Source organism: Macrococcus psychrotolerans (genome assembly GCF_038095555.1).
GTDB classification, from domain to species: domain Bacteria; phylum Bacillota; class Bacilli; order Staphylococcales; family Staphylococcaceae; genus Macrococcoides; species Macrococcoides psychrotolerans.
Genome location: NZ_CP124591.1, coordinates 1,822,219 through 1,842,526 on the forward strand (window position 1 = coordinate 1,822,219; position 20,308 = coordinate 1,842,526).

Genomic DNA, 20,308 nt, shown 5'->3' on the forward strand with positions numbered 1-20,308 from the left:
CGTTCACTCCTTTATTTAAAGGTCTTTCATGTAAAAATAAAAAGTTATGCACAAAATGTGGATAACTTTTTAGAATTGTGCATAACTTATTAACACCATTTAAACCATAGCACTCGATCATTACCATTAATATCTTTATGTATATTGACGTGTAAATGACTAAAATGTTCGTGAATATAATGTGTGAGTGCATCCGCCTGACGGTGCCCGATTTCAAACGCAATAAAGGCACCTTGATTCATAACTTCCGGGAGACTTTTAATCATACGTTTATAAAGTACAAGCCCTGCATCTTCTGCAAATAGCGCAAGTTCAGGATCAAAGAGCGCGGTCAAGTTCATCTCTGTCACTTCATCTCTACTAATATAAGGGGGATTGGATAGCAGTGCATCTAGCTTTATCCCTCTTTCAATAATAGGTTGAAGTAGATCACCTTCAAAACATGTCACTCGTGCATCTAAGAGCGCAATATTATGCAGCGCTACTTGCAACGCTTTCCGACTAATATCTGAAGCATACATCGTACATCCACTTTCTAGTTGAACCGTTGCTGCAATCGCACCACTTCCAGTTCCTATATCTGCAACAACGTCTGATGGAGATACATGCGCTAAAGCAAGCGCTACAAGCTCTTCTGTTTCAGGTCTAGGAACGAGTACGCGTTCATCCACCATAAATTTGCGGTCATAAAACATCTGAAAACCAGTAATATGAGCAAGCGGCTCATGCCGAACAAGCCGCGCAATCCCCTCTTTATATTGCGCACATTCTTCATCACTCAACTGACGTTCACCTAGCATAATATCTGTTCTCGAGAGAGCAAACAGATCCATCATTAGAAAAGTCGCTCCAATAGCTGGCTCTTGTGCATTAATAAGCGCTACTTCTCCTTCTTTAATAAGATTTCTTAAATTAGAGTACGCCATCATTTAATGCTTCTAACTTAGACGTTTGTTCTGCAATTGTTAATGCATCGATGATTTCTCCTAATTTACCCTCAACAATTTGATCTAATTTTTGAATCGTCAAACCGATACGATGATCAGTTACACGATTTTGAGGATAGTTATATGTTCTAATACGTTCAGAGCGATCACCTGTTCCTACCGCTGATTTACGTTGTTCAGAATACTTCGCTTGTTCTTCTTGTAATTTCGCATCAAATACACGTGTTTTAAGTAATTTCAATGCTTTTTCACGGTTTTTAATTTGAGATTTCTCAGAAGATGTCGCCACAATCCCTGTTGGAATATGCGTAATACGTACTGCTGAGTCAGTCGTATTTACGTGCTGACCGCCAGAACCTGATGAACGGTACGTTTCAATACGTAAATCTTCTTGACGAATCTCAATTTCCACATCTTCTACTTCAGGTAATACAGCAACCGTTGCTGTAGACGTATGTATTCGTCCACCACTTTCAGTTGTTGGAATACGTTGTACACGGTGTGCTCCATTTTCGAATTTCAACTTACTGTATGCACCTTTACCGATGATTGTGAAACTGATTTCTTTAAACCCACCATGATCAGCTTCATTCGTTTCCATCACTTCAATCTTCCAGCCCTGTTCTTCTGAAAATCTTGAATACATACGGAATAAGTCTCCAGCAAAGATATTTGCTTCATCCCCACCAGCTGCACCACGAATCTCCATAACCACGTTTTTGTCATCCATCGGGTCTTTAGGGATTAATAATAGTTTCATCCTTTCTTCTAGTTCAGGAATTTGAGGTTTTAACGTATTGATTTCCTCTTTAATCATTTCTTGCTCATCAGCATCACTGGCTTCACCCATCATTTCTAATGCTTCTTCAAGTTGCTGTTTTACTTCTTTGTATCCTCTATACACTTCAACCGTTTCCTGAAGGTCAGCCTGTTCTTTTGAGTATTCTCTTAATTTATCGGTATCACTTACGATATCTGGATCACTTAATAATTCATTTAATTGTTCGTAACGCTGTTCTACAATTTCTAACTGATCAAACATAACATTCTCCTTTAAATTTTATTTAGGTACAACATGATGTTCCCTACATCTTGGTTCATAACTTTCCTTTGCACCAACAAGTATAATCGGATCATCGAACTTGGCGGGCACACCATCTATTAATCGCTGCGTACGGGAGCTAGGTGCTCCACATACACTGCAAACAGCCTGAAGTTTCGTCACATGTTCGCTAACCGCCATGAGTTCTGGCACCGGCTCAAACGGAACACCCCTAAAGTCCATATCTAGTCCGGCAACAATCACTCTATATCCTTCTTCTGCAAGCTGTGTTGCAACACCTACGATATCATTATCAAAGAACTGCACTTCATCTATCGCTATAATATCATGCGTCTCTTTTACATGTTCTAATATTTCTGATGAATGATGCACATTTACAGCTTCTACTTTATTGCCGTTGTGTGATACAACTTCCAGTTCACTATATCTATCGTCTATAGACGGTTTAAATACAATCACTTTTTGTTTTGCGAAAAGTCCACGTCGCACGCGGCGAATTAACTCTTCACTTTTCCCACTAAACATACTTCCTGTAACACATTCTATCCAACCTGAATGGTAATGCTCATACATTTAAATGCCACCTTTATAAACAATAATCGATTAATTATATCATAAATTGTTTATAAAAAATAAAAAATCCCACAACCAAAACTGGCCATGGGATCATTTGAATTATTGGTTGCTTGATTTGAATCCGAACTTTTTGTTGAAACGTTCCACACGACCATCCGCAGATGCGAATTTTTGACGTCCTGTGTAGAATGGGTGTGAATCAGATGAGATATCTAAACGGATAACTGGATATTCGTTTCCATCTTCCCATGTCATTGTTTCACTTGAAGTACGTGTAGACCCACTTAAGAATTTAAAATCTGTAGTAGCATCTAAGAAAATTACTTTGTGATAATCAGGATGAATTCCTTGTTTCATTATTTTTCAGCTCCTTTGCCCTGAACCATCCGGAACAGAGTTTATTCGTGAATAATTTTCACGTCAATACTTACATATTATATATGGATTGTGTGTAGAATGCAACTATAAATTTATATGATCGGCTTACCTGTCTTCGCACTTTCAACCATACGTTCTCCCAATTGCTTAAAGAAATCTTCATTAGATTCACTTTGTTTTAGGCGTCTTAAGAAACGTTCGGTGAAGTCCTGACTCTCAGTAAACAAATTACGGAGTTGCCATATCATATCAAGCTCATTTTTATCGAGTAACAACTCTTCCTTACGTGTTGAACTGCGTCGAATATCAATCGCTGGATATACACGTTTTTCAGCTAGCTTTCTATCAAGCATCAACTCCATGTTACCAGTTCCTTTAAATTCTTCATAGATCATATCATCCATGCGGCTCCCTGTTTCTACAAGCGCTGTTGATAATATTGTCAAACTTCCCCCAGCTTCGATATTACGCGCCGCGCCGAAGAATGCTTTTGGTTTATGAAGGCTCGCAGGATCAAGACCACCTGACAACGTTCTACCGCTCGGTGGGATAACAAGGTTGTACGCACGCGCAAGACGCGTTATAGAGTCCATAAGAATAATAACATTTTCACCAATCTCAACAAGGCGCTTTGCACGTTCAAGGAGTAACTCAGCAACTTTCACATGATGTTCAGGAGGCTCGTCAAACGTTGAGTGCACTACTTCGGCAGCTTCAACTGAACGTTCGAGGTCTGTAACTTCTTCAGGACGTTCCCCAATTAATAGTATAAAAAGTTTTGCATCTGGATGGTTAACTGAAATAGCATTCGCAATTTCTTTAAGTAGCGATGTCTTACCTGCTTTAGGTGGCGCTACAATCATTCCACGCTGGCCGAACCCAATAGGTGTAACTAAGTCCATTATACGCGTAGAATAAGCCGTTTTCGTTGTCTCCAGGCGAATGCGCTCATCGGGATAGAGTGGTGTTAACGCCTGGAAATGCGGACGTTTCTTAACCTCTTCAGCGTTTTGGTCATTAACAAAGTCTACCTGCAGCAAACCATAATACTTCTCATTTTCCTTAGGTCTACGCACTTTTCCAGTAACTTTATCCCCTTTTTTTATTTCAAAACGACGAATCTGACTTGCGCTGATATAAATATCCTTTTCACCCTTAGAATAATTGACGGTTCTTAAGAAACCATATCCGTCAGGCTGAATATCATCAAGAATACCTTCCATATAATAATTGCCGTCTTTTTCCATCTGTTTTTCCATAATGGCAAGCACGAGTTCCTTTTTATTAAGTTTACTGTAATTTACAAGACCTAATTCTTTTGCACGTTGTGTTAGAGCTTTCGTTGTCTGATTTTTGTAGAGTTCATGAAAAGATTCATATTGCGGACTTGTTCTAATTTTTTCTGGCATAATGACACCCATTTCTATTAAAAATTGTTTTATATATTTATAAGAATTTATTTAGCGGAATTGAAGGAGTTTATAGGGGCAAACAAATTAATTTTAACACGATTTCTGTTTATCACAAAGAAATATTACTTATTGTTATATAACAACTCATATACAGTAAGGAATGTAAAAACCCGAATATCACAGAAAACGAAAAACTTCTCCTGCAATATTCGGGCTTTACTTGACTTCTGTCATTCTATTATATTCTATCGCTATCTTTAATTACTAATCCCGGTTTCTTCTCTAAGCTGTGTCGTCCTTGAATAAAGCGGACCGTTCCTGATTTCGCACGCATAACAAGTGAGTATGTTTCAGCAAACCCACCTTTAAATTGTACTCCCTTCATCAGTTCACCGTCCGTCACAGCAGTTGCTGCAAAGATTGCATCGTCACCTTTAACCATATCATCAAGCTTCAGTACAGTATTCGGTTCGATACCCATCGCACGACAACGCGCTTCTTGTTCTTCGTCTTCCGGTAATAATATTCCTTGGAAATCCCCGCCTAACGCTTTAATCCCTACAGCAGCGATAACACCTTCTGGCGCACCACCAGAACCGAACAATACATCCACACCTGTAAAGTCAAATGCTGTATTGATTGCGCCAGCTACATCACCGTGTTCGATTAATTTAATACGCGCACCAGCTTCACGAATTTCTTTAATAATATCTTCATGACGCTTACGATTCAATAATGTCGCTGTAACTTCTGAGACATCTTTGCCTTTAGCTTTTGCTACCGCCTGTAAGTTTTCTGTTACTGATTTAGAGATATCAACAACACCTTTACACTCGGGTCCAACCGCAATCTTCTCCATATACATATCAGGAGCATGCAGTAATGTACCACGATCACCTACAGCAAGTACCGTCATCGCATTCCAGCTACCTTCAGCTACTAAAGTAGTACCTTCTAAAGGATCTACCGCAATATCAATCGCCGGCCCTTCTTTTGTTCCTAGCTCTTCCCCGATGTAAAGCATCGGCGCTTCATCCATTTCACCTTCCCCGATTACTACAACTCCGTCCATCGGAATTGTATCAAATACTTCTCGCATTGCCGTTGTTGCTGCATCATCCGCTTCATTCTTAAGGCCCTTACCTACCCATTTCGCACTCTTCAAAGCTGCCGCTTCAGTTACTCTGACTAATTCCATCGATAAACTACGTTCCATCATCATTCTCCTATCACCAATAATTTTCTTAATTAGTATAACATAATTCGTCATTTTACATACTATTAGTTTGTAATTATATACAGGTGATAAGTCCAACAAAAAAAGCGAGGCTTAAGCCTCGCCTTTTTTCGGAATTTCTAATTCCAGATGTTCCTGCGCCCAGGATTCTATAGGATGCATTGCTTCAGACAACGAGATACCTTTGTCAGTTAAAACGTATTTAATAGATAAAGGCGTTGTTGAAATGACTTTCTTCTCTACAAGGCCCCACTCAGATAGTTCTGTAAGTTTCAAACTCAACGCTCTCGGTGTAATGGTTTTTAAATCACGTTTAATATCCGAGAAATGTGCTGCATTATTCTCAGAACGCGATAAATAATTGATTAATAATCCATTCCAACTTCTGCCGAGGATTTTAAACGTCTCTTCTAAATATGGACAAACTTCCATAATATCACCTCTTTATCTCTCGATTATAACACGATATAAAAAATATATCTAGTATAAAAAGTACAATTTTATACCAAGGTATATTTTTTATATCAATAATGTACAATAAAGACGGTCAGCTGACCGTCTTAATCTTCAATAGATTCTCTCCAGATATCCGCGCCTAATTTTTTCAGTTTTTCTACAATACCACTATAGCCTCTATCAATATGGCGAACATTATATACTGTAGTTACACCATCAGCATATAAGCCTGCGATTACAAGGCATGCGCCAGCACGTAAATCACTCGCTGCAACCTCAGCTCCAGAAAGTTTTGATTTTTGTACAGCGGCTGTCCCGTCAGATTCTTTAATATTGCCATTCATTCTCATTAATTCTTCAACATGTTTAAAGCGTGCTGGATATATCGTATCAGTAACAATACTTTGACCATCCGCTCTAAATAATAACGGCGTAAATGGCTGCTGTAGATCCGTAGCAAATCCAGGATACACATTTGTAGTAATCGTTACCGGTTTGTACGTATCTGGTTTCTTAATACGCGCGGAATCTTCACCAATTTCTACGGTAATGCCCATCTCCCTCAACTTAGCAGTTAAAGGCTCCATATGTAGTGGAATGATATTTTCTACAAGTACATCCTCACCCATCATAGCAGCTGCACACATATATGTACCTGCTTCTATTCTATCCGGGATGATCGTATGTGTTGTACCATTAAGCGCTTCAACACCTTCAATTTTCAATGTATCCGTTCCCGCGCCACGAATTTTAGCACCCATATTATTAAGGAGCGTCGCAACATCTACAATTTCAGGCTCTTTTGCAGCATTTTCAATCACTGTTTTACCCTTTGCCATTGAAGCTGCTAGCATAATATTTATTGTAGCACCTACCGATACTACATCCATGAAAATTTTAGCACCCTTCAACTCGTCAGCTTCAAGATACATGCCACCTGCTTGATTCGTAATCTTAGCACCTAGCGCTTCAAATCCTTTAATATGCTGGTCAATAGGACGTGGCCCTAAAGGACATCCACCTGGCAGTCCAATGATGCACTTCTTAAATTTCCCTAACATTGCACCCATCATATAATAAGACGCACGTAAAGACTGTACTTTATGGTTCGGTAAAGGCATATTAATCGCTTCTGAAGGATCAATCGTTAAAGTATCTCCATCTAAATCCGTCTTTATATTTAGATCTTCTAGTAAGCTCATCAATGTAACAACATCTGAAATTTCAGGTAATCCTTCTAATTTCACAATATCATTCGCCATTAATGTAGCTGGAATAAGTGCAACTGCACTATTTTTTGCACCACTTATCTGAACAGAGCCATTTAACGGTTTACCGCCTCTGATTTTAATTACTTCCTGTGACATATTCGGGACTCCTTTAATTGTAATCACAAATTATTTATCTTTAACTTATTTCAATATTTTATATTATTATAAACTAATTTAACATTTCTATGCAAAGCAAAGCCATAGAAATTTAATATAAGATAGATTACAAAGTAAAGTCAAGAAAAAGAGCACTCCGAAATTTCAGAGTGCTCTTTCTATCAACATATATAACTATGCTTTATTAGAAGTTCCAAATTCTTTAATTTTACCAATCACAGTTGCTTTAATTGCTTCACGTGCTGGCCCTAAATATTTACGAGGGTCATATACATCTGGGTCATTGTTTAATGTATCACGAACTGCTTTCGCTGAAGCAATTTGGTTTTCAGTATTTACGTTAATCTTAGCAGTTCCTAACGAAATTGAACGCTCGATATCTTTCGTTGGGATACCAGTACCACCGTGTAATACTAATGGTAAACCAGTAGCATTACCGATTTCTTCCATTTCTTTAAATCCTAAATTCGGTTCACCTTTGTAAGGCCCGTGAACTGAACCTAATGCAGGAGCTAAGCAATCAATACCAGTTTTCTCAACTAATTCCTGACATTCTTTAGCATCAGCATATACAACACCATCAGATACGACGTCGTCTTCCTGACCACCAACACGACCTAATTCTGCTTCAACAGATACACCTTTAGAATGTGCGTATTCTACAACTTTCTTAGTGATTTCAACGTTCTCTTCGAAAGAATGGTGAGAAGCATCGATCATTACTGAAGTGAATCCAGCATCGATTGCTGCTTTACAGTTTTCAAAGCTTGAACCGTGGTCTAAGTGAATTGCCACAGGAACTGTAATCTTCATATCTTCCAGTAAACCTTCAACCATCTTAACTACCGTATAGAAACCACCCATGTATTTTGCTGCACCTTCAGATACACCTAAGATAACTGGTGCGTTCTCTTCTTGTGAAGCCCCTAGAATTGCTTGAGTGAACTCAAGGTTGTTAAGGTTGTATTGACCAACTGCATAACCACCTTCTTTAGCTTTAATTAACATTTCTTTCATTGAAACTAATGGCATGGATAATATCCTCCTTGTGTGCGTTAGGCACTAATTTTATAGATTTAGTATAGCACTATCGTCCTGTGTTTGCATTTATAAAGGTGGCTACTTTGTGTATTTTCGCACAATATTCATAACTTCTTCAATAGTAAACGGTTTCATCAGTATTCCTGATGCGCCACGACTTTTAAGTCCTTTAATTTGTTCGTTTGTCTGGAAGGCAGAGATTAAGTAGATTGGTCTATCAGTATATTTTCTCATTTCTCTCAATGTTTCTTCCCCCGACATTACAGGCATCCGTCGATCTAAAAATATAATGTCATAATCGTTAACTATCACCATTTCAAGTCCCTTTTTACCATGCTCTGCTTCATCAGCTTCTATACCTTGAATAGACAATATTTCTTTAAATAACAATCGAATATTTATTTCGTCATCTACTATGAGTATTTTCATCGGTTATCTCCCAGTATGTTATGATATAGTCAATCATTTCTTGAAAGTAGGTTTAATATGTTCAAAATATTTAATACACAACTCAATGGTATCTTTAAAAAAATAGAAGCGCAAGAAGTAGAAATTGATATTGTAGCACGACTGCTTGCACAAGCTGTTGTCGGTCAAGGAAAAATATATGTTAAAGGATTTGGCGATCTTAAACATTTCGAAGACTTTGCTGTAGAAAGCAAAGAAAGATTATTTGACTCAGAAAAATTTATTACTGAATCGCTAATCGATCATACGGACCGCATTTTAGTGATGAGCGACACGTACGATGAAGATTGTCATGAATTTATTACGATGCTAAAGGAAAAAGATATCGATTTCGTTCTTGTATGTAATAAAGATGAACGTATAGATGTGATGAACTTTATCGATTTAAGTACTCCACGTGCCCTCGTACCAACCGAAAACTTCAGTCGAATTATTACGCCTCATATGATGGCGATGAACTTTATATACTACGGCATTTATAATGTCATGTATGAAATGTTAGTTGAAGAAGAGGAAGCATAGCATAAACGCCCGAACAGTTGTCTGTTCGGGCGTTTCAAATTTGCATTTACCAGCTTCTATTCGGACGCTATCACACCATTTAGAATCTTGTTCAAGACTTATCGCTCACATGATAACCTCTCTATTGAATCGCAGCTTCAATGAATCCTTTGAATAATTTCTGAGGTTTCATTGGACGAGATAAAAATTCCGGGTGGAATTGACATGCCACGAACCATTTATGGTCAGGAATTTCAACGATTTCCACTAAACGTCCATCCGGAGATAAACCTGAGAACACTAATCCTTTTTCTTCTAATCGCTCACGGAATTCATTGTTAAACTCATAACGATGACGGTGGCGTTCATCAACATGCGTTGTACCATAAGCAGCATGTGCTCTTGTTCCTTCTTTTAGTTCACATGGATATAAGCCTAATCTTAATGTTCCACCTAAATCAACAACATCTTTCTGATCAGGCAATAATGCAATAACTGGATAAGGCGTGTTTGGATCAAGTTCTGATGAATGTGCGTCTTTTAAGCCAACAACATTACGTGCAAACTCAACTGTTGCTAACTGCATCCCTAAACAAATACCTAAGAATGGCACGTTGTTTTCACGTGCGTATTGCGTCGCAAGAATTTTACCTTCAATACCACGTTCACCAAATCCACCCGGTACTAATATACCATCAGCATCTTGTAAACGTTCTTTATAGTTTGTTACATCTAAATCTTCTGAGTTAATCCAATCGATTTCGATGTCTTTTCCAAATTCATATCCCGCATGTTTTAATGCCTCAGCAACTGAAAGATATGCATCCTGAAGCGCCACGTATTTACCTACTAATGCAATTTTAACTTTGCCTTCTAGGTTACGCACAGTGTCCAAAAGTTTATTCCATTCTGTAAGATCTGCTTCTCCACTTGCTTCAAGTCCTAGACGCTCGATTACAAGATCATCCATATGCTGTGCTTGTAATGCTACAGGAATTTGATATAGCGTATCTGCGTCGCGACATTCAATTACTGATTTTTTATCAATGTCACAGAATAACGCAATTTTATCACGTAAATCTTCCGTCATTTCATATTCTGTACGCACAACAATCATATCTGGCTGAATTCCTAATCCACGAAGTTCTTTTACACTATGTTGAGTTGGTTTTGTTTTCATTTCACCAGCTGCTTTAATGTACGGCAGTAAAGTACAGTGAATGTACATTACATTCTCACGACCTAAGTCACTTTTAATCTGTCTGATAGACTCGATAAATGGTAATGACTCAATATCTCCTGTTGTACCACCAATTTCAGTAATGACAACATCAGCTTTCGTAGATTCCCCCGCAAGCAGTAAACGTGACTTAATTTCATTTGTAATATGAGGGATAACCTGAACAGTACCACCTAAATAATCTCCACGACGTTCTTTCTTTAATACATGAGAATACACACGTCCTGCAGTTACGTTAGAATACTGATTTAAATTGATATCGATAAAACGCTCGTAATGCCCTAAATCAAGGTCAGTCTCAGCTCCATCATCTGTTACGAATACTTCTCCATGCTGATAAGGACTCATCGTACCTGGATCAACATTTAAATATGGATCAAATTTCTGAATCGTGACTTTAAGTCCTCTATTCTTTAATAAACGACCTAAACTTGCTGCCGTAATCCCTTTACCTAATGATGAAACAACGCCACCTGTTACAAATATAAATTTTGTCATGTTTACCTCCTGGAAATTAAAATAATAAAAAACGCTCCCATGCACAGTAAGTACATTGGGAGCGTATAGTTTATACGTTCGTCCTTAAATTAAGGAGCCCAAGTAAAATAATAATCATTTTTAAGAAGATTGTCAACTATGATTATTCTTCCTCGTCTTCAAATTCGTCTTCTTCTTCTTCGAATTCTTCATCCGGTTCAACAACAAGACCTGCCTCATCTAATTCATCTTCCACTTCTTCATCTTCAGTGTCAACATTTTCCTCGTCACCATCAGTCGGTAATAGATCAAGTTCATCTTCCACTTCATCCTCACCTAATAAGGCGATCTTCGGTGAATCTTCGTCTTCTTCATCTAAAATATCAAACTTCTGAACAGTTGGTGCAATCTTTTCTTCAATATCGTCCACTGAATACCAGTCACGCAGACCCCACATATATTCACCAGTAGATAAGAATCTACCATCTGTGTTTAAGTCTGTATAGAATTGTACGACACGCGTTTCTACTGCTTCATCAGAATAATTCCCGATGGCTTTAAACTCATCGATTAATTCGTATAAGTTTACTTCTTTACCTTTTTCGCTTAAAGCCATGTAAGCTAAGTCGATAAAAGAATTTTCGTCCATCATTTCTTTAGTATATTCAGAGATTTTCATTATATTCGTCCTTTCAGAACTCTAAAGTGTTTATACTACATCATAACAAATTACTTCCAAAAAGCGCAATAATTATTCAAAATTTCTCTATTAATATTTAATTAACTTCGTTAATACTTGTGTATTTGCTGTATCCATCGCTACAAAGTTATTACTTAAATAAAGCGCGGCATCATCACCTGACACATCGATCTCAATTTTATCTACTGCTTCAAAATTACGACGAAGGAAAGTAGCGATTTGTCTCAATACATTTTGTTTAATAACGTCTACATCTTGCTGTATATTAAACGATACGAGGTGAGCTGTAGTATCTTCAATTGTATATTCAATTTCTCCAACAAACTGACCATCTCTTTCAAGGCGAATAACCTCTTCGTCTTTAATGAGTCGTAGCTTCGAAACATAATCGGCACCTAAATCTAGATAATAGAGACGCTCTTTTCCGATTGGCCCTTCAGGATTCGTCGCTAAATGAAGAAAACCGGCACGTTCATATAGATTCCATGCAGCCTGATTCTCTGCATCAACTACTAGGAAGAGTTGATCGAAATCCGGAAATACACTTTGTACAAATTCAGGAATATTCATCATAATTTCAGTGCCATAGCCATGACCTTGCAACTTATTGTTGATTGATAAGCTACGGACATATACTGCATTAATCGGCGTATCATATCCTTCATGTTGATAATGCTGATGCAACACAAAGAACCCTACAACCTCTTCGTCACGATTAAGCACAACACACGGTCTACGATCCGGATCCATCAACCCTTCATCTAATACCTCTTTCGGTAAAGAAGAATAAATCATTTGACGCTCTGTTAATTCGAACTGGTCTAATGCCTCACGATAGTCTTCTTTATACTGTACAATTTTAATTTTAGAACCTAAGAATTCCATTATCTCTTTGCCTCCGTACATTGCAATTTATTTTGTTAAATATATTTTACCCATTTTTTAAATATTAGAACATGAAAGTTTATTTTTTGACTGCTAAGCATCACCTTATATGATAAGATAAAATAAAAAATGTGAGGTTTATGATGAAAATAGGAATCGATGCAGGTGGTACCTTAATCAAAATTGCTATCCTTGAAAACGATACATTTACATATAAAAAAGAACAATCTACAGACATTGAACGCGTTGCAGCATGGCTTAACACTATGCCAGATGCACAAGTAGCTCTAACAGGCGGAAAAGCCACTTATTTAAATAGTCTTATTTCACATGATGCATTTCAATCAATTGAGTTTGATGCGACATTTAAAGGGATTCAATCCTTTTTAGATGAAAATAATATGTATCTCGATAAATTTGTATTCAGCAATGTAGGCACAGGAACTTCCATCCACTTTGTTGATGAGAATAAACAAATTCGTGCAGGCGGAACAGGTGCAGGTGGAGGTATGATGATGGGACTCTCATACTTACTGACTGGGAAAGAAGATTTTGCAGATATCGTTACAACAGCTAGAGCTGGTAATCGCGATATTATCGATCTTAAAGTAAAACATATTTATAAAGGTGATAAAACACCCATTCCAGGCGAGCTTACAGCCGCTAACTTCGGGAACGTACTTCACAACAAAGACACCGAAAGCTTTACAGATGCAGATAAGATTGCTTCTGTCCTCGGAATCGTTGGAGAAACAGTGACGACAGTATCTATCCATGCAGCTAGAGAATTTGGAGCAGAATATGTTGTTTACATCGGTTCTAGTTTTCTGGACAACAAATTATTGCAGGATATCGTCGTAAATTATACTAAATTACGTAACTTCAAACCTTACTTTATCGAAAACGGAGAATATTCAGGTGCTGTGGGCACACTTAGGTTGATGGATGAAAAATAACGTAAAGGCTTAGCCTTTACGTTATTTTTTAAGCACCTTTATTAAACTTACAAGCATCGGCAGCAATGTCGCACTAATTACCGATGCTGCAAATATACTACTTTTTCTAGTCTTCATGAACTTCACCTTTTAAACGTTGTTCAAATTGTTTTGCTTTTTGATCGATGAATGCTTCGTCATCACCATACCATATACAAATAAAGCGTGACGGGAAAGCATTTTTATCTCTATAATCTCCATCATAATATGCTAATGGGAATAAGTTACCACTCTTTACTTCGTTTAAAATTGTTTCATAGAATGCTGCATTATCACCATCAGAGTAATAGGCAAGGAACTTTTTATAGTCCCCTTTTAGTACATCATCCAGTAACAATAATGAACTTGATCCATTTTGTCTGAAGTTTAAATCAATTGCAAACAGATTATCATCTTTATCTACTAATATATCAAATCCTGCAATCCCTTTATAGCCCGCATCGACACCATTCTTCATAATCTTTCTACCGGCTTCAATTACAGATTCAGGTACATTCCTATCTGTTGTATTACCTCTGTATTTACCGTATTTTTCTACCATCTGAAGCGATGCACCCAAAAATGTGATGCCCTTCTCTTCGCTATACGCATATTGTACGCAGTAATTTTTAATAGGTTCAACAAATTGTTCGATAATCAACTGCTCGGTACCACTTGCCGCCTGCACGCGTTTTATCGAACTTTCCACATCATCTTCTGTATAACATAGCATCACACCATATCCACCTGCTGTCGGATGTTCGTCACCCGGCTTAACAACAAAAGGAAGCGTCCATTCACGTACACGTGTTTGGAAATCATCAATTTTTACAATTTCGCGTTTTGGAAGATATTCTCCACCCGTCCATTTATGGATGAGTGATTTGTTGTTTAAATCTAGAAATATGTCTCGTGGTACAACATAATCATCATTGTCCACAATATCAGTCTCGTGCGCATATTGGAAGAATATCTTTCCTGTCTCGGCATATTCTTTTAAAGCCTTTTCATACTCTTCACGTGTTTCATACGTGATATATGTTTTGGGCATCGCTACTCCCGCTGCGCCAAATAATTCACATGTCTTCTCAGTTACCGTTGCTTTATGAACAATAACAGGCATCTCTGCAATGATTAATTCTCTGGCACTTAATAAATTCGACTGATGTTCTTCAGGCTGTAGCCACGGATTAAAACCATAGCTTGGTCGTGATGTGTAAAGCACATTATCACCATACAGATCACGCATCGTAAGTGAAATATTTAATTTATTGGTGGTCATAGACTTTCCCCTTCAACACTGTATGTAAATTTTTTATCGCTTTTAATTCATCCGGATTATCAATGAGTTCTAATGCCATCGTCGCCATTATTTTAGCACCTTGAATCAGTGCATGATCTCCATGTGCACTACCAGCAGCATCTTTAAATTCAACAGTATGCCCTACTAGGCTTGAAGGCCCAATTTTTATATGCGGATGAATTGTTGGGATAACATGACTCACATTCCCTGTATCTGTTGATCCAAAACCAAAATCATCATGTAATATTACCTCATTGTGCTTTTTAGCATGACGTTCAAATAGATCATCTAACAAATCATTTCGAATAAATTCATTTACTCCATTTTGAATGTGATTCAGCTTATACTCTGCACCCGCAGTAAGTGCAGCACCTTCAGCAACACGTTCAACTTTGCCGGTTAACACATCTAGTTCCTTGCGACTCATTGCGCGCGTGTAGAATCTTGCCTTCGTGTAATCCGGGATAATATTCGCGCTCTTGCCGCCATCCAATATTACACCATGTACTTTATCAGATTTTCGAATATGCTGACGAAGCTGCGCAATCCCGTTAAAGAAACTGATCATTGCGTCCAGTGCGTTAATCCCATTATGAGCATTCTCAGAAGCATGTGCGGTCTTACCGAAGAACTCGACTTCAAATACATCTACAGCAAGTGTAGGCACCGTACGATATGACTCGTGTCCTGGATGTATCATCAAAGCAACATCGCACTCAGAGAATAATCCAGCTTTAACATACGACGCCTTTGCACTACCATTCACACCACCCTCTTCAGCTGGTGTACCAAATACTTTAATCGTACCACCGTGCGTTTCAACATATTCTTTAATGCTCACGCCTGCAAGCACACTTGATGTTCCGATAATATTATGTCCGCATGCATGACCAAGTCCAGGCAGAGCATCGTATTCCGCTAAGAATGCAATCGTCGGTCCTTCATGTTCACTTTCAAATGTCGCAATGAATCCTGTCTCGTGGCCTGCTATATCACGCTCAATTGTGAATCCTTCGTTATATAAAGTCTTGATGAGTAAACTAGACGCAAAATACTCTTCGTTTCCAAGTTCCGGGCGTTCGTGAATCTGGTGGCTTATTTTAATAAATTCCTCTTTATTATATTCAATATAGTTAAGTACATTTTGTTCATTCATCGTCATTACCCCTTAATTAAATTCAATTAAGTCCACTTAATAAAAAAGACACCCTCAGATAAGGATGTCTATACGTCTTATCTGTCAGCATAAGCTGCAGGAATTAGCACCTTACATATTGCAGGTTGCTGGACATCAGCGGGCCTGTCCCTCCGTCCGTCTCGATAAGTGTTTAATTGTTATCAATTATATTAGAGCTTTAAAGCATGATTGTCAATAAGATAACTTATTTTTCAGATATTATCCGAATATCTGTACTTCGTTCGATCCGTTCCAGTTCATCGCTTTAACTTCAATTACAGTCAAGAAGATGTCCCGCGCCTTTTTATACGAAGAGAAATCAAAAGGATAAATTCTTGCAAGTTCCCATTTGAACGCACTATAACGATCTCTCTCACTTGAAAATGTTCGAAAATAATCTCTTAACTTAATGCGTTTCAATAATTCTTCATCTGCCTCTTTATACACAAAAAGATGAAATTGATGATCCTTTGTAGCATATACTTTATAACATACTTCTTTACAGATTAAATGATATCCAAGTTCAGCTAACTTTAGTTCTTCAATATCATGCTTCACCTCTACAGCAATATCTATCGTCGCACGTGCGTCCATACCTGGTACCGCAGTAGACCCAATATGATGAATCGCACTAATATTTTTTAACTTCTGAAGCACTCTTTTCTTTTCGCCTATATAAAGGTGCTGCCATATACTATCGTAAGGTACTATCATCACTTGTTTCATCCTTTCCCCTCCTTCTTTAGATACATTTTAAAATATTATACTTCTTTGCACACAAATTCACAAACTATTATATTGAGTAAATAATAAATTCATGATATTATTAATCCCGAGTTATCTGATAAGAATAATAATATTAGGAGTGTACCGATGAGTTTACCTTTTATGGACATCTTTAAAGAATGGGCATCAGATTATGATGATGCTGTAACAGGACAAAATCCCGAATATAAAGATGTATTCTCAAACTATGATTTTATGATAGAAGAAGCAACAAAACACGCAGGAAAACGCGTAACAGAATTTGGTCCTGGAACTGGGAATTTAACAAACATGTTATTACAGCGCGGATTGGACGTACAGGCTGTAGAACCAAGTATTGATATGACAAAGTTAGGTGAGGCTAAGACAGGTATTACGTTCGAACGTGGCGATTTCCTGAACTTCAATGCTAGAGAAACAGATACATTTATTTCTTCTTTTGCTTTTCACCACCTTACAGATAAAGAAAAGAAAGAAGCGATTGCCCTTTATAAGCCGCTTCTCTCCGAAGATGGAAACATCATTATATTGGACACAATGTTCAATTCCTTAGATGAAAAAGAACAGATTAAATCACATTATGACGCACGAGGTTACCATAATCTTGTCGAAGATCTGGAAAGAGAATATTATCCATTAAAGGAGACAATGGAAGAGATTGCCAACGACTTGGGATTTGATTATCAATCCACTCAGATGAATCGTTTCGCTCATCTTCAAATATTAACTAAAAAAAAAGGAAAAACTCCTGCTGATTTAATCGGTAATACACCGCTAGTGGAACTTAAGCATTTTCCACTGAATAAAGGAAACCGTCTATTTGCAAAACTTGAGTTCTATAATCTGGGCGGCTCTGTAAAAGACAGACTGGGTGTCAACATTTTAGAACAGGCTTTACTTCGTGGTGATATTCAAAACGGTACAGTTGTTGAAGCTACAGCTGGTAATACAGGAATTGGTCTTGCACTCATCTGTCAACAGTATGGATTAAAGCTACGTGTCTATGTTCCCGAGAAATTCAGCATCGAAAAACAAAGCATCATGCATGCATTAGGGGCTGAAATCGTAAATACCCCTACAGAAAAAGGAATGCTCTTCGCACGCGAAGAAGCGCTGAAATTCGCTCAAGAAACCGGTGCATTCTATACAAATCAATTTGAATCAGCAGATAATCCTTCAAGCTACGATAAACTGGCAAAGGAGATAAAAAGAGATGCTGGGAAGGTTGATGCAATCGTTGCTGGTGCAGGCAGTGGAGGAACATTTACAGGTCTTGCAAAGCACTTCAAAGAAAGTCATCGCGTTATCGTAGAGCCTGAAGGTTCGATATTAAATGGTGGAGAATCTGGTAGTCACCGCACAGAAGGCATCGGCGTTGAAAAATGGCCCGTGTTCTTAGATAAAGATTTAATCGATGCCGTTGAAACAATTTCTGATATCGATGCCTTTACACGTGTCTCAGAACTTGCCCAAAAAGAAGGTCTTCTTGTCGGTTCTTCAAGCGGAGCCGCGCTACATGCCGCACTTAAAACCCAAGAAAATATGACTGATAGCAATATCGTCGTAATATTCCCTGATGCAGCTGAGCGATACTTATCACAACAAATATTTGATATTAAAGGAGAATAGATTATGCAAAAGAAAACAATGATGATTCATGGTGGAAATACAATAGATGAATACACTGGAGCTGTAAACCCTCCAATTTACCAAACAAGTACCTACAAACAAGATGGCATCGGGAATATGCGTCAAGGCTATGAATATTCTCGTTCAGCAAATCCAACACGTACAGCATTAGAATCATTAATCAGTGACTTGGAATCAGGTGATGCTGGCTTTGCATTTGGTTCAGGTATGGCTGCAATATCTTCTGTAATCATGTTACTCAATGCTGGCGATCATATCGTTGTTGGTAGCGATGTATACGGCGGAACTTATCGCGTCTTCACAAAAGTCTTCGAACGCATCGGTATTAAATCAACATTCGTTGACACAACCGATATCGAAGCAGTTGAAGCGGCAATCAATGAGAATACTAAGATGCTTTATATCGAAACTCCTACCAATCCATTACTTAATGTAACGGATATTCGCAAAATGGTTGAAATCTCTAAAGCACATAACTTAATTTCTGTTGTAGACAATACATTTATGACACCTTACTTCCAGAATCCACTTGAACTTGGTGCAGATATTGTACTTCATTCAGCAACGAAATATATCGGCGGACATAGCGATGTTGTAGCCGGACTGGTTGTAACACGCACACCTGAGCTTTCTGAATCAGTTGGCTTTATACAGAATTCCGTAGGTGGTATACTTGGACCTCAAGATAGTTTCTTACTTGTGCGCGGTATTAAGACACTTGCAATTCGAATGGAACAAACAGAACACTCAACATTAAAAATCATCGAATTCCTCCAAAAACAAAGTGCCGTAACAAATATCTTCCATCCTGTCTTGCTTGATGAACAAGATAAGAAAATTCACGAATCACAAAGCAAAGGTTACGGTGGAATGGTATCATTTGATGTAGGATCTAAAGAAAATGCCGAAAACTTAGTAAAAGCAACGAAATATTTCACTTTAGCAGAATCTTTGGGTGCAGTAGAAAGTTTAATTTCTGTCCCGAGCCAGATGACTCATGCTTCGATCCCTAGAGAACGTCGCCTTGAACTTGGTATTACAGACGGTTTAGTTCGAATCTCTGTGGGTATTGAGGATAGTGAAGACTTAATTGCAGACTTAGAACAAGCATTTAAACAATTAAATTAGGAGTGACGCTTATGACTAAAAAAATGAACGTTGAAAGTTTCAACTTAGACCACACGATCGTCGATGCACCATTCGTACGATTAGCGGGTATCAAAGAAGGTATCAATGGTGATGTAATTCATAAATATGATATTCGTTTCAAACAACCAAATAAAGAACACATGGAGATGCCTGCACTTCATTCATTAGAACATTTAATGGCTGAAAACATCCGTAATCATACAGATAAAGTAGTAGACATCTCTCCTATGGGATGTCAGACTGGCTTCTACGTTTCACTTATCAATCACGATAACTATGAAGATGTGTTAGCAATATTAGAAAACACTTTGAATGATGTATTAGCAGCTGATGAAGTCCCTGCTTGTAATGAAGTGCAATGTGGCTGGGCAGCGAGTCATTCTTTAGAAGGTGCAAAAGCAATCGCACAGGAAATGCTATCTAAAAAAGACAGATGGCATGTAATTTATCAGCCTGGAAAAGAACCACAAGCATAATTAATTGATATATCAATAAGTGGCACACATGAAACTTCATGTGTG

At 37.9% G+C, this 20,308-nt stretch carries 21 protein-coding genes and 1 riboswitch; of the genes, 5 read left to right on the forward strand and 16 right to left on the reverse strand.

Translation table 11 applies throughout. The annotated features are described in order from the left end of the window. Nucleotides 1-89: 89 nt before the first annotated feature. The 10 genes from prmC to QA539_RS09595 form a co-directional block, all read right to left on the reverse strand. Nucleotides 90-929 carry a peptide chain release factor N(5)-glutamine methyltransferase gene (prmC, locus tag QA539_RS09550; RefSeq protein WP_419895140.1) on the reverse strand — a complete coding sequence of 280 codons (840 nt, stop codon included), beginning with the start codon at nucleotides 927-929 and terminating at the stop codon, nucleotides 90-92. Then, nucleotides 913-1,989: a peptide chain release factor 1 gene (gene prfA / locus QA539_RS09555; protein ID WP_086039246.1), complete on the reverse strand. Its 1,077-nt coding sequence runs from the start codon at nucleotides 1,987-1,989 to the stop codon at nucleotides 913-915. The genes prmC and prfA overlap by 17 nt, the downstream gene beginning before the upstream one ends. 18 nt (nucleotides 1,990-2,007) lie before the next feature. Further along, nucleotides 2,008-2,583: a thymidine kinase gene (locus QA539_RS09560; protein WP_099482257.1), complete on the reverse strand. Its 576-nt coding sequence runs from the start codon at nucleotides 2,581-2,583 to the stop codon at nucleotides 2,008-2,010. A 102-nt stretch (nucleotides 2,584-2,685) separates the two neighbouring features. Beyond that, a complete protein-coding gene (locus QA539_RS09565) occupies nucleotides 2,686-2,943 on the reverse strand; it encodes a type B 50S ribosomal protein L31 (protein ID WP_419895141.1) in 258 nt (85 codons plus the stop codon). A gap of 113 nt (nucleotides 2,944-3,056) precedes the next feature. Then, complete coding sequence (gene rho, locus QA539_RS09570; protein ID WP_419895142.1) at nucleotides 3,057-4,373, reverse strand: transcription termination factor Rho; 1,317 nt, start codon at nucleotides 4,371-4,373, stop codon at nucleotides 3,057-3,059. Nucleotides 4,374-4,614: 241 nt separating this feature from the next. Beyond that, complete coding sequence (glpX, locus tag QA539_RS09575) at nucleotides 4,615-5,592, reverse strand: class II fructose-bisphosphatase (RefSeq protein WP_219493201.1); 978 nt, start codon at nucleotides 5,590-5,592, stop codon at nucleotides 4,615-4,617. Between the two features lie 114 nt (nucleotides 5,593-5,706). Then, nucleotides 5,707-6,045, reverse strand: coding sequence for a winged helix-turn-helix transcriptional regulator (locus tag QA539_RS09580; RefSeq protein WP_219493203.1), 339 nt, complete (start codon nucleotides 6,043-6,045; stop codon nucleotides 5,707-5,709). Nucleotides 6,046-6,173: 128 nt separating this feature from the next. Beyond that, a complete protein-coding gene (locus tag QA539_RS09585) occupies nucleotides 6,174-7,436 on the reverse strand; it encodes a UDP-N-acetylglucosamine 1-carboxyvinyltransferase (protein ID WP_219493204.1) in 1,263 nt (420 codons plus the stop codon). A gap of 195 nt (nucleotides 7,437-7,631) precedes the next feature. Beyond that, complete coding sequence (fdaB, locus tag QA539_RS09590; protein ID WP_283722194.1) at nucleotides 7,632-8,489, reverse strand: class IIb fructose-bisphosphate aldolase FdaB; 858 nt, start codon at nucleotides 8,487-8,489, stop codon at nucleotides 7,632-7,634. A gap of 87 nt (nucleotides 8,490-8,576) precedes the next feature. Next, a complete protein-coding gene (locus QA539_RS09595; RefSeq protein WP_283722195.1) occupies nucleotides 8,577-8,927 on the reverse strand; it encodes a response regulator in 351 nt (116 codons plus the stop codon). A gap of 57 nt (nucleotides 8,928-8,984) precedes the next feature. On the opposite strand from QA539_RS09595, the gene QA539_RS09600 reads away from it, so the two are divergent. Continuing rightward, nucleotides 8,985-9,488: a DUF2529 domain-containing protein gene (locus QA539_RS09600; protein WP_419895143.1), complete on the forward strand. Its 504-nt coding sequence runs from the start codon at nucleotides 8,985-8,987 to the stop codon at nucleotides 9,486-9,488. A 121-nt stretch (nucleotides 9,489-9,609) separates the two neighbouring features. Here the strand turns inward: QA539_RS09600 and QA539_RS09605 are convergent, their stop codons facing one another. From QA539_RS09605 to QA539_RS09615, 3 genes are all read right to left on the reverse strand, one after another. Then, entirely contained in the window at nucleotides 9,610-11,205 is a 1,596-nt protein-coding gene (locus tag QA539_RS09605) for a CTP synthase (RefSeq protein WP_219493208.1), read from the reverse strand. 142 nt (nucleotides 11,206-11,347) lie between these two features. Beyond that, a complete protein-coding gene (gene rpoE, locus QA539_RS09610) occupies nucleotides 11,348-11,863 on the reverse strand; it encodes a DNA-directed RNA polymerase subunit delta (RefSeq protein WP_219493209.1) in 516 nt (171 codons plus the stop codon). A gap of 90 nt (nucleotides 11,864-11,953) precedes the next feature. Further along, entirely contained in the window at nucleotides 11,954-12,769 is an 816-nt protein-coding gene (locus tag QA539_RS09615; RefSeq protein WP_120785887.1) for a GNAT family N-acetyltransferase, read from the reverse strand. Nucleotides 12,770-12,912: 143 nt separating this feature from the next. Between QA539_RS09615 and coaW the strand changes: the two genes are divergently transcribed. Next, nucleotides 12,913-13,725 (forward strand): type II pantothenate kinase, encoded by an 813-nt coding sequence (coaW, locus tag QA539_RS09620; RefSeq protein WP_120785886.1) that lies wholly within the window; start codon nucleotides 12,913-12,915, stop codon nucleotides 13,723-13,725. A 106-nt stretch (nucleotides 13,726-13,831) separates the two neighbouring features. Here the strand turns inward: coaW and ldmS are convergent, their stop codons facing one another. From ldmS to QA539_RS09635, 3 genes are all read right to left on the reverse strand, one after another. Further along, on the reverse strand, nucleotides 13,832-15,025 hold the full coding sequence (gene ldmS / locus QA539_RS09625; protein WP_419895144.1) for an L-aspartate--L-methionine ligase LdmS: 1,194 nt from the start codon (nucleotides 15,023-15,025) through the stop codon (nucleotides 13,832-13,834). Further along, nucleotides 15,012-16,208, reverse strand: a complete 1,197-nt coding sequence (locus QA539_RS09630) for a M20 family metallopeptidase (protein WP_120785884.1) — start codon at nucleotides 16,206-16,208, stop codon at nucleotides 15,012-15,014. Before QA539_RS09630 ends, ldmS begins: the two co-directional genes overlap by 14 nt. Before the next feature lie 68 nt (nucleotides 16,209-16,276). Beyond that, a riboswitch (SAM riboswitch) is annotated at nucleotides 16,277-16,373 on the reverse strand. Nucleotides 16,374-16,442: 69 nt separating this feature from the next. Beyond that, nucleotides 16,443-16,949 carry a GrpB family protein gene (locus QA539_RS09635; protein ID WP_283722200.1) on the reverse strand — a complete coding sequence of 169 codons (507 nt, stop codon included), beginning with the start codon at nucleotides 16,947-16,949 and terminating at the stop codon, nucleotides 16,443-16,445. A 147-nt stretch (nucleotides 16,950-17,096) separates the two neighbouring features. Between QA539_RS09635 and QA539_RS10960 the strand changes: the two genes are divergently transcribed. From QA539_RS10960 to QA539_RS09655, 3 genes are read left to right on the forward strand one after another with little or no spacing between them, the layout of a single operon-like run. Then, nucleotides 17,097-18,617, forward strand: a complete 1,521-nt coding sequence (locus QA539_RS10960; RefSeq protein WP_423245826.1) for a pyridoxal-phosphate dependent enzyme — start codon at nucleotides 17,097-17,099, stop codon at nucleotides 18,615-18,617. Between the two features lie 3 nt (nucleotides 18,618-18,620). Next, nucleotides 18,621-19,766, forward strand: coding sequence for a bifunctional cystathionine gamma-lyase/homocysteine desulfhydrase (locus tag QA539_RS09650; protein WP_219493218.1), 1,146 nt, complete (start codon nucleotides 18,621-18,623; stop codon nucleotides 19,764-19,766). A gap of 11 nt (nucleotides 19,767-19,777) precedes the next feature. After that, nucleotides 19,778-20,263 carry an S-ribosylhomocysteine lyase gene (locus QA539_RS09655; protein WP_120785880.1) on the forward strand — a complete coding sequence of 162 codons (486 nt, stop codon included), beginning with the start codon at nucleotides 19,778-19,780 and terminating at the stop codon, nucleotides 20,261-20,263. Nucleotides 20,264-20,308 lie beyond the last annotated feature (45 nt).